The sequence below is a fragment of the Nonomuraea basaltis genome (genome assembly GCF_005893125.1).
In the GTDB taxonomy this organism is placed as follows: domain Bacteria; phylum Actinomycetota; class Actinomycetes; order Streptosporangiales; family Streptosporangiaceae; genus Nonomuraea; species Nonomuraea basaltis.
The window spans coordinates 46,826-59,975 of sequence record NZ_VCJS01000040.1 but is presented as its reverse complement, the minus strand read 5'-3'; the positions used below and the strand labels follow the sequence as shown (position 1 = coordinate 59,975).

Annotated in this window: 11 protein-coding genes; 5 read left to right on the top strand and 6 right to left on the bottom strand. The window is 69.1% G+C overall.

Going from position 1 to position 13,150, the window contains the following annotated elements; genetic code table 11:
• Positions 1–96 precede the first annotated feature (96 nt).
• From EJK15_RS20570 to EJK15_RS20560, 3 genes are read left to right on the top strand one after another with little or no spacing between them, the layout of a single operon-like run.
• On the top strand, positions 97–915 hold the full coding sequence (locus EJK15_RS20570) for a MerR family transcriptional regulator (RefSeq protein ID WP_138712083.1): 819 nt from the start codon (positions 97–99) through the stop codon (positions 913–915).
• Positions 916–920: 5 nt separating this feature from the next.
• Positions 921–1,847 (top strand): sigma-70 family RNA polymerase sigma factor, encoded by a 927-nt coding sequence (locus EJK15_RS20565; protein ID WP_276615411.1) that lies wholly within the window; start codon positions 921–923, stop codon positions 1,845–1,847.
• Positions 1,848–1,862: 15 nt separating this feature from the next.
• Positions 1,863–2,348: a GyrI-like domain-containing protein gene (locus EJK15_RS20560; RefSeq protein WP_138712082.1), complete on the top strand. Its 486-nt coding sequence runs from the start codon at positions 1,863–1,865 to the stop codon at positions 2,346–2,348.
• Between the two features lie 113 nt (positions 2,349–2,461).
• On the opposite strand, the gene EJK15_RS20555 is transcribed toward EJK15_RS20560, so the two are convergent.
• The 5 genes from EJK15_RS20555 to EJK15_RS20535 all read right to left on the bottom strand — a co-directional run bounded on the left by EJK15_RS20555 (position 2,462) and on the right by EJK15_RS20535 (position 9,384).
• Positions 2,462–3,874, bottom strand: a complete 1,413-nt coding sequence (locus EJK15_RS20555; protein WP_138712103.1) for an ATP-binding protein — start codon at positions 3,872–3,874, stop codon at positions 2,462–2,464.
• Between the two features lie 748 nt (positions 3,875–4,622).
• On the bottom strand, positions 4,623–6,245 hold the full coding sequence (locus tag EJK15_RS20550) for a phospho-sugar mutase (RefSeq protein WP_138712102.1): 1,623 nt from the start codon (positions 6,243–6,245) through the stop codon (positions 4,623–4,625).
• 50 nt (positions 6,246–6,295) lie between these two features.
• Positions 6,296–7,099: a purine-nucleoside phosphorylase gene (locus tag EJK15_RS20545; RefSeq protein ID WP_138712081.1), complete on the bottom strand. Its 804-nt coding sequence runs from the start codon at positions 7,097–7,099 to the stop codon at positions 6,296–6,298.
• A 3-nt stretch (positions 7,100–7,102) separates the two neighbouring features.
• On the bottom strand, positions 7,103–8,407 hold the full coding sequence (locus EJK15_RS20540) for a M20/M25/M40 family metallo-hydrolase (protein WP_138712080.1): 1,305 nt from the start codon (positions 8,405–8,407) through the stop codon (positions 7,103–7,105).
• On the bottom strand, positions 8,404–9,384 hold the full coding sequence (locus EJK15_RS20535; protein ID WP_138712079.1) for an Lrp/AsnC family transcriptional regulator: 981 nt from the start codon (positions 9,382–9,384) through the stop codon (positions 8,404–8,406). The genes EJK15_RS20540 and EJK15_RS20535 overlap by 4 nt, the downstream gene beginning before the upstream one ends.
• 109 nt (positions 9,385–9,493) lie before the next feature.
• Between EJK15_RS20535 and EJK15_RS20530 the strand changes: the two genes are divergently transcribed.
• Entirely contained in the window at positions 9,494–10,798 is a 1,305-nt protein-coding gene (locus EJK15_RS20530) for an MFS transporter (RefSeq protein WP_240777086.1), read from the top strand.
• A gap of 34 nt (positions 10,799–10,832) precedes the next feature.
• Here EJK15_RS20530 and EJK15_RS20525 read toward each other — a convergent pair whose 3' ends face one another.
• A complete protein-coding gene (locus tag EJK15_RS20525) occupies positions 10,833–11,318 on the bottom strand; it encodes a gamma-glutamylcyclotransferase family protein (RefSeq protein ID WP_276615410.1) in 486 nt (161 codons plus the stop codon).
• Between the two features lie 351 nt (positions 11,319–11,669).
• Between EJK15_RS20525 and EJK15_RS20520 the strand changes: the two genes are divergently transcribed.
• Positions 11,670–13,064: an NAD(P)H-quinone dehydrogenase gene (locus EJK15_RS20520; protein WP_138712077.1), complete on the top strand. Its 1,395-nt coding sequence runs from the start codon at positions 11,670–11,672 to the stop codon at positions 13,062–13,064.
• Positions 13,065–13,150 lie beyond the last annotated feature (86 nt).

Here is a 13,150-nt window from a genome sequence, read left to right as displayed (position 1 = left end):
GTTCGGTCGCGCTTAATCAAGAAAAATACCCTGCCGCCCCCTAAATCGCCATAGGTTGACCCTGACACCGTGTCAGGCCCTACACATGGGGAGACCATGTTCGGCATCGGAGACTTCGCCAGACTGGGACTCGTGTCCGTACGCATGCTGCGCCACTACGACGCGATCGGCCTGCTGCGCCCCGCACACGTCGACCCGGTCACCGGCTACCGGTCCTACCAGGCCGCGCAGCTGTCCAGGCTCAACCGCATCGTCGCGATCAAGGACCTCGGCTTCACGCTGGAGCAGGTCAGGGCCATCCTCGACGAGAAGGTGAGCACGGAGGAGCTGCACGGCATGGTACGGATGCGCCGCGCCCAGCTCGAGGCCCAGATCAGCGCCGACCTGGCCAGGCTGCGGAGCGTCGAGGCGAGGCTCCGGACGATCGAGACGGAGGGGCACATGCGGACTGCGGAGGTCGTGCTCAAGAGGGTGGCCCCGGTGCGGGTCGCCGAGCTCAGCGCCACGGCGGCCAGCTACGAGGGCGAGGACATCGGCCCCGTCATCAAGCCGCTGTTCGGGGAGATCTGCCAGCGGGTGGAGGAGGCCGGCGTGGCCTTCGCAGGCCCCGGCGTCGCCTACTACGTGCCGGAGGAGGACGGCTCGGTCATGGTGCACGCCTGCATGCCGGTCGCCGTCCCGCCCAACGACTCCTACGACTTCGACGTGGTCGACCTGCCGGCCATCGAGACCGCGGCCACGATCATCCACCAGGGGTCGATGGAGGCGGTGGGGCCGACGTTCCAGGCGCTGGCCCACTGGATCGAGGAGAACGGGTTCCGCTCGCAGGGCTTGGCCAGGGAGATCTCCCTGCACTGTCCTGACAATCTGGAGGAGTGGGTGACAGAGCTGCAGATCGAGGTGACACCGGCGTAGTGGACGTGACGGAGGTCGTGGATTCCACGGACCTGGAGAGGCACCGGATCGAGCTGACCGGATACTGCTACCGCATGCTCGGCTCCGGTTTCGAGGCCGAGGACGCGGTGCAGGAGACGTTCGTCCGGGCGTGGCGCACGTACGATCCGGGGCGGGGCCCGCTGCGCCCGTGGCTGTTCCACCTGGCCACGAACATCTGCCTCGACATGCTGCGCGGCCCGCAGCGCCGCGCCCGCGCCATGGACCTCGTCCCCGACGCGATCCCTGGCGCCGGCCTGGGCGAGCCGCTCCCGCCGAACAGGTGGATCCAGCCCATCCCCGACGCCCGCGTTCTCGACCCGGCGGAGGTGTCGGTGACGAGGGAGACGATCCGGCTGGCGTTCGTGGCGGCCCTGCAGCACCTGCCGCCCCGGCAGCGCGCCGTCCTTCTCCTCCGCGACGTGCTGAAATGGACCGCCGCCGAGACGGCCACCCTGCTCGGCACGAGCGTCACGTCCGTCAACAGCGCGCTGCAGCGGGCCCGGGCCAAACTCCCGGCGATCGGCGCGGCCGACGCGGCGGTGGACGAGGACCTGCTGGCCCGCTACGTGTCGGCGTTCGAGCGCTACGACGTGGCCGCGCTGGTGGAGCTGCTGCACGAGGACGCGACGTCGTCGATGCCGCCGTTCACGTGGTGGCTGCGGGGCCGCGAGCACATCCGCGCGGTCATGCTCGCCGCCGACGCCCCGTGCGACGGCTCCCGCCTCCTGCCGACCCGGGCCAACGGCTGCCCGGCCTTCGGGCAGTACCTGAACGGCGAGCCGTTCGCCCTGGTGGTCCTCGACGTCGGCGGTGGCCGCATCACCGGTGTCACCACGTACCTGGATCCCGGCCTGTTCCCGTTCTTCGATCTGCCGATGAGTTTCGGGGATGCACTTCGTACTGGGAGATAAAGGAGGAAACACAACATGCCGCAGATCGTTGAGTTCCCCGAGCGTCCGTACGTCGGGATTCGCAAGACCATCACCATGACCACCTTCGGCCTCGTCGGAGACAGGATCGGCGAGATCATCGGCTGGCTGATCGAGCGCGGCTCGGCCCCGGCCGGCGCCCCGTTCTTCCGGTACGACAGCATCGACATGGCCGGTGACCGGCTGGTGGTGCAGGCGGGGGTGCCGGTCGCCACGCCGGTGGAGGGCGAGGGCGAGATCTTCGCCGACACCCTTCCGGCCGGCCGCTACGTCACCGTCAGCCACCACGGCCACCCGGACCAGCTCATCGACGTCACCGGCTCCATGCTGAAGTGGGCCAAGGAGCAGGGCCTGACCTGGGACATGACGGAGAAGGACGGCACGGAGCACTGGGGCTGCCGCCTGGAGCTCTACAACACGAATCCGGCCGACGAGCCCGACATGAACAACTGGGACACCGACCTGCAGTTCCGCCTGGCCTGACGGCCCGCACCAGCCGAGCGTGCCGTGGACCGCGTACGACATCCCGGTCCACGGCCCCGCCCCTGGGTACTCACGTTGATCGCGGCGCTCAACGCAGTCAGCTTCGTGGTGGCCTATCGCCAGACATCGAGTAGTTCTTCGGGCGTGATGTGTGTGACCCCGTCCACCTCGCATCCGCTGCGGGAGACTGCGTAGAGCGGTGTGGAGTCATCCGCCCCGGGCATCTTCGAACGGTGCACGATGAGCCCGTTCAGATCGTGACGGTCGAACGGCCGGTTCTCGAGCCACTTCACGGAGCCGAGCAAGGTGATCCGCTTGGCAATCGGCTCCCGATCGGCGCCGACGAGGTCGATCTCGGGATCGTTGGTCCTCGTCCAGAAGCCACCGATCGCAGCGGTCTCCTCAGGCAGTCCGTCCATGCGGCGGAGTGATTCACGGATCAATGGCTCAACGGCAGTGCCTCTCCAGGCCGTCCACGAACGCTTGATCCGGCGCACAACGAGATCACCGCGGCCGCGCTCGATCTCCGGCATGCCAGGTTCGAGGAAGGACAGCCAGAATCTCAGGTATGTGTCCACGACGTGGTGACGGCGCTCCTTCGAGGGACAGGTGGACAGCGGCACCTCCGAGGTGATCATGCGTTTCTCCATGAGAATCTGCATGGCGCGCTTGATCGACGTGGCCGGCATCCCCCCTGAGGCCCGCGAGATGGAGGAGAAGGTACGTTGCCCGGCTCCGATGGCCTTCAAGAGCGTCCTGGGTTGCGCTTCCGGCGGGAACTCCGCCGCCATCGTGCGTTCGCCGCTGATGATCAGGGCCGAGGCCGGATCGGACACGGCGGTATTCAGGAAGTCCTTTACTGTGGCGCCCTGAGGCCACTCATCAAGGATCATGGGGAAACCGCCCGTGATGAGATGGGCGTCAATTGCGTCGGCAGGCGGCAACCGCAGCTTTTCCTGTACGTCGGCGGGGGTGAGCGGATGGACGACCATCTCCGACGCTCGCATGTAGAACGGGCGGTCGTACTGGTTGATCGCCTCCATGATGGACAGATCGGAACCGATCAGCATGAGTAGCATCGGACGGCGGGAGAATTCGCGGTCGAAGAGGCGCTGCAGTCTCCCCTCCAGGTGAGGATCTTGGGCGATCATGAGGGGAAGCTCGTCGAGGACGACGACGCTTGGCGAGTCTTGAGGTACGGCCTGGGCCAGCAGGTGAAGCGCGCTGTTCCACGAGGTGGGGGCGGCATCTTCAAAATCTTCAAAAACGGAAGCGCCTGGCAGGTCGGAGGCCACGGCATCCGCGATGAAGCGTTCCAACTGGTCGGTCAGTGGCTCGTGGGCGGCGGTGAAGAAGAGGCTCGGCACGCCGCTCCGGCGAATGAACTCCTCGGCAAGACGTGACTTGCCGACCCGGCGGCGGCCTCGCATGAGAATGGCGCGCCCTGGCCGGTCTCCCGTGCCAACACGTGCGAAATAGCGGCCGAGCATGGCCAGCTCACGATCACGGCCAATGAATCCGTCCATCACCCTCGGAGTATAGGTCCATTTTTGGCCCTACCAATCTTGGACCTACCAAATTTGGCCCATCACCTTCCTCCACAGCAAGCTGACGCGCCGCCCCTGCGAAGCCAGGCCTGGAGATCCAGTGGGACACCGACGTGCAGTTCCGCCTGGCCTGACGGCCTGAACCCGCGGTGTCGGGCAAGGGCGAACACTGTCTCCGGCACCGTCGGCCACGCGCCCTTCCTGGTGGGAGATCGGCCAGGCGTATGTGGCGGAGGTCCACCGCTTCGCTGCGGCCAACGCGATCCCGGTGGTCCGCTTCGAGAGGGGGCAGCTGGCGAGCCTCGATGAAAGGGATCCAGAACCGCAGATGGGTATCGATCACGCGGTACTGCGACTCGCGGGATGGCCGGGTCGAGAGGGGGCGGTCCATGGCGATCATGCGCTTCTCCAGGAGGAGTTGGAGGGCGCGGTTCATCGACGCGCGGAGATGCCCGGGGGCGGCGGCGATGTTGGCGTGCGTGCGCTGACCGGACCCGATGGCACCGAGGACCTGACGGGCGAACGCGTCCGGCGGGAACTCTGCCGCCATGGCTCGTTCCCCGCTGACGATCAAGGCCGAGATCGGGTCTTCGAGCGCTTGCTCCAAGTAGTCCCAGAGCAATCTCCCCCGAAGTCTCAAGGATGAGACTATCGAGGTTCGTTGGTATCAGCAGGCGGTCCTCGCGGTCCTCGATTTCCAGATGGTCTCAAGCGTGAGACCAAGAGCTCATAGATTCAGGCGAACCGTCAGGTCGTGCTTCAAAGATTCCAGGGACTCCTCGGCCTGAGCTCTGGCCTCTCGCATTTCGCCGGTCACCGGAACCACGACCTCCAGGTAGCACTTCAGCTTCGGCTCCGTGCCCGAAGGCCGGACCACCACGCGAGCGTCCCCGGCCAGTCGGTAGCGCAGGCCGTCCGTGGGCGGCAGGCCGCCATCGCCTCTCGCCAGGTCGTCCACGCCCGTCACCCTCCGGCCGCCCAGCTCGGCCGGAGGGTTCCCCCGCAGCCCGCGCATCGCGTCGGCGATCAGGGACAGGTCGTGCACCCGGAAGGAGAGCTGGGACGTGGCGTGCAGGCCGTAGCGCCGGGCCTGGTCGTCCAGGAGGTCCAGGAGGGTGCGGCCCGTGCGTTTGGCGGTCGCGGCGATGGCCGCCACCGTCAGCGCGGCACCGATCCCGTCCTTGTCGTGGACCGGCAGGCCCGCGTCCGAGCCGACGCTGTAGCCGATCGCCTCCTCGTAGCCGAAGACCAGCCCGGGGCCCGCCTTGATGATCCATTTAAAACCGGTCAGCGTCTCGCCGTAGCGGACGCCGTGTGCTCGGGCGATCTTGCTGAGCAGGGTGGAGGAGACGATGGTGGTGGCCACCATGCGGTCGCCGGTGGTGTGCGTGATCACGTGTTCGGCCAGCAGGCCGCCTACCTCGTCGCCGGTCAGCATGCGGCAGGTGCCGTCGGGCAGCGGCACGCCCACCGCGCACCTGTCGGCGTCCGGATCGTTGGCAAGGACCAGGTCCGCCCCGTACTTGGCGGCCAGGGCGATGGTCAGGTCCATCGCGCCAGGCTCCTCCGGGTTGGGGAAGGACACGGTCGGGAAGTCCGGGTCGGGCTCGCGCTGCTCCTCGACGGCCATGGGGCTCTCGAAGCCCGCGGCCAGGAAGGCGCCCGTCAGCGTGGCCGCGCCCACCCCGTGCAGCGGCGTGTACGCCACCCGCAGCTCGCGATCGTCCCCCAGCGGCAGGGAGGCGACGGCGTCGAGGTAGTCGTCGATGATGCCCTCGCCCAGCTCCGTCAGCGTGCCGGGGCCGTCGAGCGGGAGCCGGTCGACGGGGCCGACGGCGTCGATGGCGGCCGAGATCTCGCTGTCGATCGGCGGCACGATCTGGGAGCCGTCGCCCCAGTAGACCTTGTAGCCGTTGTCCCGCGGCGGGTTGTGGCTGGCGGTGACGGTCACCCCGGCGTCCGCGCCGAGGTGGCGTACGGCGAAGGCCAGCACCGGCGTGGGCAGGGGCTGCGGCAGGAGGGAGGCGTGCAGGCCGGCGCCCGTCAGGACGGCGGCGGTGTCGCGGGCGAACACGTCGGACTTGTGCCGGGCGTCGTAGCCGATGACCACGTGCTTGCCGGGACCGAGGACCGCGGCCAGGCCGGCGGCGGCGCGCATGACGGTGACGCGGTTCATCCGGTTGGGGCCCGCCCCCAGCTCGCCGCGCAGCCCGGCCGTGCCGAACTCCAGCTTGGAGCCGAAGCGGTCCCGCAACCCCTCCAGGTCCCCGCTCTCGATGAGGGCCGACAGCTCGGCGCGGGTGTCGGGGTCGGGGTCCTGGGCCAGCCAGCCGCGGGCCGGCTCCTCCAGATCACCGGTGCCGGGAAGCGCCGCGTCGTCGCGTGGCTCGTCCGAGGGGTTCACAGCCGGTCCACCACCTTGGCGAGCAGGACGCCCATGCGGGCCGCCGTGGCGCGGCCGACCTCCAGGACCTCCTCATGGCTGAGGGGCTCGCCGGACAGGCCCGCGCCGGGGTTGGTGACCAGGGAGAGGCCGAGCACCTCCAGGTTCGCCTCGCGGGCGGCGATGGCCTCCAGGACGGTGGACATGCCGACCATGTCGCCGCCCAGCGCGCGCAGCATGCGGATCTCGGCCGGCGTCTCGTACGTCGGCCCGCGGAAGGCCACGTACACCCCTTCCGCGAGGGTCGGGTCGATCTCGCGGACCAGGACGCGCAGGCGGCGCGAGTAGACCTCGGTGAGGTCGATGAACGTGGTCCCGGTGATCGGGTTGTCCCCAGTCATGTTGATGTGGTCGCTGATCAGGACCGGTTCGCCGACGTTCTGCGTCTCGGGCCGCAGGCCGCCGGCCGCGTTGGTGAGCACGATCGTACGGACGCCGGCCGCGGCCGCCGTGCGCACGCCGTGCACGACCGCGTCCACGCCGAGCCCCTCGTACAGGTGTGTACGCCCGAGGAACACCAGCACGTGCCGCCCGGTGGCGGTGCGCAGGATACGGATCTTGCCGCCGTGCCCGGCCACGGCCGGCGCCTGGAAGCCGGGCAGGTCGATGAACGGGATCTCGCTCACGGTCTCGCCGATCGCGTCGGCCGCGGGCACCCACCCCGACCCCATGACGAGCGCCACGTCGAAGGTGTCGAGGCCGGCGGCGCTGTGCAGCGCCGCGGCGGCCTCGCTGGCCAGGGTGTATGCGTCTTTGCTCACATCTCAGTAGTTTAGGAGGAGCCTGTCCAGCACCCGCACGCCGAACTGCAGCGCGTCGACCGGCACCCGCTCGTCCACGCCGTGGAACATCGACGCGAAGTCCATGTCCGCAGGCAGCCGCAGCGGCACGAACCCGAACCCGCGCACCCCCAGGTCGGCGAAGAACGTCTTGTTGTCGGTGCCGCCCGACATGCAGTAGGGGATCGCCCGCGCCGCCGGGTCCTCGGTCTTCAGCGCCGCGATCATCGACTCGACCAGAGCACCGTCGAACGTCGTCTCCAGCGCGATGTCATGGTGCACGAACTCCCGCCGCACGCGCGGCCCCATCAGCGAGTCGAAGGTCTTGAAGAACTCCTCCTCGAACCCGGGCAGGAACCGCCCGTCGATCACGGCCGTGGCCTGCCCGGGGATCACGTTGGACTTGTAGCCGGCGCCGAGCTGGGTGGGATTCGTGGTGTTGCGCAGGGTCGCGCCCACGAACCGCACCAGGGGCCCGATCCGGTCCAGGATCGGCTGGGGGTCCGACTCGTCGAAGGGGATCCCGAACGCGTCGGCGACCTCGGTGAGGAACTGGCGCACGGTCGGCGTGTACGTCAGCGGCCAATCGTGATCGCCGATCCTGGCCACCGCCTTGGCGATCTCGGTGACGGCGTTGTCGGAGTTGAGCATCGAGCCGTGCCCGGCCGTGCCGTCGGCGGTCAGCTTCATCCAGGCCAGGCCCTTCTGGGCCGTCTCGATGAGGTAGAGCCGGAGCGACGGGTCCACCTCCAGCGAGTAGCCGCCCACCTCGCTGATCGACTCGGTGACGCCCTCGAACAGCTCGGGGTGGTGTGCGGTGAGGTATTTGGCGCCGTACACGCCGCCGGCCTCCTCGTCGGCCACCCACGCGAACACGATGTCGCGGCGCGGCCGGCGCCCCTCGCGCTTCAGTTGGCGCAGCACCGCCAGCATCATCGCGTCCATGTCCTTCATGTCCACGGCGCCGCGGCCCCAGATGTAGCCGTCGCGCACCTCGCCGGCGAACGGGTCCACCGACCAGTCGGCGGCGTTGGCCGGGACCACGTCCAGGTGGCCGTGGACGAGCAGGGCGGGCAGGGACGGGTCGGTGCCTTCGACGCGCGTGACCACGTTGCCGCGGCCCGGCGCGCTCTCGACGTACGTCGCCTCGATCCCGACCTCCGCCAGCCTGGCCATGACGACCTCGCCCGCGGCCCGCTCGCCGGGGCCGGTGCCGTCCCCGTAGTTGCTGCTGTCGACGCGGATCAGCTCCACGCAGAGGTCGGCGACTTCCTTCTCGGCAGGTGTCATGGCGTTTTCTCCAGTGTGAGCAGTCCGGACTTGTGGAGGTGGCCGCGCTTGTAGGCGCGGGTGATCAGGGTGAGGTCGCTGTCGGTGATCTCGTCGAGCGAGCCGACGACGCCGGTCATGAAGCGGTACAGGTCGGCCTCGTGCGCCGTGACGACCTGGACGATGAGGGAATGGGTGCCCGAGGTGGCGGCACAGTAACGCACGTCCGGGTGCGCCGCCAGCCGCTGCCCGACCAGGTCCAGCCCGTACGGGCGGACCTTCAGCCAGAGCATGGCCTCCACCTCCAGGCCGAGCAGGGCGGGCTCGATCTCCGCGCGCGGCAGCAGCAGCCGCCGCTCGATCAGCGAGGTCACCCGCCGGCGCGCGGTCGGCACGGAGACGTCGAGGCGCTCGGCGACCGCGGTGAAGGCGATCCTGCCGTCGGCGGTGAGCAGCTCGGCGATCTCCTGCTCCAGAGGTGACAGTCCCTCTTCGTCGGGCAGGCCTTCGGGGGGCGGCGCCGGGCGCAGCTCGGCGACCTCCTCCTCGGTGAGGTACGGCGCGTGCCACTCCGCGACGGTCCTGAACGTGTGGAGCACAACTTGAGTCTGCGTCTTCAAGACCCCGTCGATCGCGCTGATCTCCGCGGACAGGATGCGGTGCAGCGCCTCCCTGGACGGCGACACCAGCTCGCAGCCCAGGTCGGCGGCGCCGGTCAGCGCGTAGACCGACCGCGTGTCGGGCCGGTCGGCCAGCGCCTTGGCGACCTGGCCCGTGCTGCCCGGGCGCACCTGGACGTGCAGGTGTGCGGGTCGCCCGTGCCCCGTGCGCAGGTCGTCGTAGATGGCCGTGACCCGGACCACCCCCTCCGCGATCAGCCGCTGCAGGCGGCGGGCGACCGTGCGCTCGTGCTCGCCCACGGCCCGGCCGATATCGCCCCACGAGGCCCGCGGGCTGACTTGGAGCGCGGCGACGAGCCGCCGGTCGAGAACGTCCACCTGTAGCCGTTTCGGTGTCGGGATTATAAATATGTCGGCTGATATTTGACTGTTTCGGTCGTCTCTATGCAAAGTAGGCCATCTCCGCACTTGTAGCAAAGGAGCCCCCGTGGCGACCTCCCCCGTGGCGCAATCCCCACTCGGCATCCCCAAGAGCCGGGTCCGCCAGCTCATGGCCGCCAGCATCGGCAACGTCGTCGAGTGGTACGACTGGTACGCGTACACCTTCCTGGCGACGTACTTCTCCGGACAGGTCTTCCCCAAGGGCGCTGACAACAGCCTGGTGCCCCTGCTGAGCACGTATCTGGTCTTCGCGGTCGGCTTCTTCATGCGGCCGCTGGGTGGCCTGCTGGTCGGCGCGTTCGCCGACCGGTACGGGCGCAAGGCCGCGATGACGTTCACGATCATGCTGATGGGCGCGGGCTCGCTGCTGCTGGGCCTGACGCCGACGTATGAGGCCGTGGGGCTCCTGGCGCCGATCATCCTGACCCTCGCCAGGCTCATCCAGGGCCTGTCGGTGGGTGGCGAGTTCGCCGCCGCGACCACCTTCCTGGTGGAGTCGGCCCCACCCGGCCGCCGCGGCCTGTTCTCGAGCTTCCAGTACGTCAGCACCACCATCGGCCAGCTGCTGGCCTCCGGCCTGGCCGCGCTGCTGGCCACGTCCCTGGTCGAGGCCGACATGACCTCCTACGGCTGGCGCATCCCGTTCATCGTGGGCGCCGTGCTCAGCCTCGTGGGCCTGTGGATCCGCAAGGGCGCCGACGAGACCTCGGCCGTGGCGGAGGAGATCCAGCGGGGCGAGGTCGAGCGGCCGAAGCTGTTCGAGTTCCTCAAGCACCACCCGAGGTCCGCGCTCACGATCGTCGGCATCACGATCGCCGGCACCGTCTCGTACTACACCTGGACCGCTTTCCTGCCTACGTACGCGCAGATCACCGTGAAGTTCGACAAGGCGGACTCGCTCCAGATCGGCACGATCTCGCTGGTCTTCTTCATGATCCTGCAGCCGCTGCTCGGCATGCTGTCGGACCGGATCGGGCGCAGGCCGCTGATGATCACGTTCGGGCTCGGGTTCCTGCTCCTGCCCGTGCCGCTGCTCGGCCTGCTCACCGACGCGTACGGCAGCCTGCTGGTCATCCAGCTCATCGGCATGGTGTTCCTCGGCTGCTTCACCTCGATCTCGGCCGCGGTGAACTCCGAGCTGTTCCCCACCCGGGTGCGGGCGGCCGGGGCCGGGTTCCCGTATTCGCTGACCGTGGCCATCTTCGGCGGCACCGCACCGCTGATCGGCACCGCGCTGGAGAAGGCCGGGAACCCCGGGCTCTTCCCCTGGTACGTGTCTGCGCTGGCGCTGATCTCCACCCTGGTCTACATCTTCGTGCTGCGCGAGACCAAGGACCAGCCGCTGCGCTAACAAGGCGATCTCATGCCGAGTTCTGAGATCGCTCTTATCCGAACGAGGTGCAGGGGCGCTCCCGCAGCTCCTTGACGTAGTCGTCGGGGGCGCCCGCCCGCTCGGCCGCCTCCGCCAGGCTGCCCAGGTAGCGGGCCGACGGCAGGCCGCCCTCGTAGCCGTCGAGCACGTAGAACCAGGCCACGACCTCGCCGTCGAGGGTCTGCACCCGCAGCCGCACCTTGTGGTAGGCGCCGCGTACCGCGCCCTCCCACTGGTCGAGCGAGGTCTCCTCCCAGTCGGGCACGTCGTAGAGCACGACGAACACGTGCTCGTCCGGATCCTCGACGATGGTGGCGAGCGCGCCCTCCCAGGCGGGGTCGTATCCGCCGAACGTCAGCCGCCAGCCGGGCAGCCAGCCGACGCCCCGGATCGGGGAGTGCGGGGCGCGCATGGCCATCTGCTCCGGGTCCATGTTCGAGCCGTACGCGGCATAAAGCCTGAGCTCATTCGGCTTCCCTGAATCTGAAAGCCACGCCACGATCCACCCCTCTCGCTGGGTGCTGCTCGTCGTCCAGCTACCGCGCCATCCTGCCATGCTGAAGAGCCAAGTCGGTCCATCAGGAGGTACAGGCGCGGGCAAACCGTGACTTAGATCAAGACATCATTGCAGTTATGCCGCCATATTGCTCTCAGTACTTATATGAACACAGAGAGCTATGGAGAGTGTGCGTCCGGCGAGGTCGCAGGCAGGGGCCCATAATCCGGCATCCGCCGCGTGCTGATGTGGCTGCAACCGGATCGTCCGGGAATGTGGCTACAGGAAGATCGGAGACCGCAGGGTAATGGGCCGATTGCAGCTTGGCGGAGTTCGTGCGGGACAATGGGACACGTGACGAGGATCGTGATCATCGGTGGCGGACCAGGCGGCTACGAGGCGGCGTTGGTGGCCGCTCAGCTAGGCGCGCAAGTCACGATGGTCGAACAGGACGGGCCGGGCGGCGCCTGCGTGCTGACCGACTGCGTGCCCTCCAAGACGCTGATCGCGACCTCGGTCCGCAAACAGGCGCTGCTCGACGCGCCGGGGCTGGGCATCTCCTTCGACGGCGGGCCCGACGGCGAGCCGGGGACGGTCGGGGTCGATCTGCCGCTGGTCAACAAGCGGGTGAAGGAGCTGGCGCAGGCGCAGTCCGCGGACATCGCCACCCGGGTCGAGGCCGAGGGCGTCGAGATCATCAAGGCGCGCGGGCGGCTGGTGGATCCGCAGGTGGTGCGGGCGGGGGACCGTACGATCCGGGCCGACGTCGTGCTCGTGGCCACCGGCGCCACCCCGCGCGTGCTGCCCGGCGCCGAGCCCGATGGGGAGCGCATTCTCAGCTGGCGCCAGCTCTACGACCTGGATGAGCTGCCCGAGCACCTGATCGTGGTCGGGTCCGGCGTGACCGGCGCGGAGTTCGCCGGCGCCTACCGCTCGCTCGGTGCCGAGGTCACTCTGGTCTCCAGCCGCGACCGGATGATGCCCAACGAGGACGCCGACGGCGCCGAGGTGCTCGAAGAGGTCTACCGGCGGCGCGGCATGAACGTCATGGGCCGCTCGCGCGCCGCCTCCGTCAAGCGCACCGCCGACGGCGTCGTGGTGACCTTGGAGGACGGGCGCACCGCCGAGGGGTCCCACGCGCTGATGACGGTCGGCATGGTTCCCAACACGTCCGGGATGGGTCTCGAGGAGGCCGGGGTCCAGCTCGACCGGGGCGGCTTCGTCAAGGTCGACAAGGTCTCACGTACGTCCGCGCCGGGTGTCTACGCGGCCGGCGACTGCACCGGCGTGCTCATGCTGGCCTCGGTCGCCGCCATGCAGGGGCGGATCGCGGTCTGGCACGCGCTCGGGGAGGCCGTGCAGCCGCTGCGGCTGGCCACGGTGGCCTCCAACATCTTCACCGACCCGGAGATCGCGGCGGTGGGGGTCGCGCAGAGGGCCATCGAGGCGGGCGAGATCGAGGCGAATGTGGTCAAGCTGCCGCTCGCCACGAACGCGCGGGCCAAGATGCAGGGGTTCAGCGACGGGTTCGTCAAGCTGTTCTGCCGGCCGCACACCGGGATCGTGCTGGGGGGCGTGGTGGTGGCGCCGCGGGCGTCGGAGCTGATCCTGGCGTTGTCGGTGGCCGTGCAGCAGCGGCTGACGGTCGACCAGCTGGCGCACACGTTCGCGGTCTATCCGTCGCTGTCGGGCTCCATCACGGAGGCCGCCCGCCGCCTCATGCAGCCTCAGGCCGCCAGCGGCATCTAAGGCCCGCGCGGCACGCTGTCGTGGCGAGCGCACCGTGACCGCCGCCCGGCCGGCACACGCACCGTGCGGCGGTGGACGCCCGGTCG

Bases quoted from the DNA above. Each gene is read 5' to 3' on its own strand.
- EJK15_RS20570 (WP_138712083.1), top strand. From the start codon at position 97: ATGTTCGGCATCGGAGACTTCGCCAGACTGGGACTCGTGTCCGTACGC.
- EJK15_RS20560 (WP_138712082.1), top strand. From the start codon at position 1,863: ATGCCGCAGATCGTTGAGTTCCCCGAGCGTCCGTACGTCGGGATTCGC.
- EJK15_RS20555 (WP_138712103.1), bottom strand. From the start codon at position 3,874: ATGGACGGATTCATTGGCCGTGATCGTGAGCTGGCCATGCTCGGCCGC.
- EJK15_RS20540 (WP_138712080.1), bottom strand. From the start codon at position 8,407: ATGACACCTGCCGAGAAGGAAGTCGCCGACCTCTGCGTGGAGCTGATC.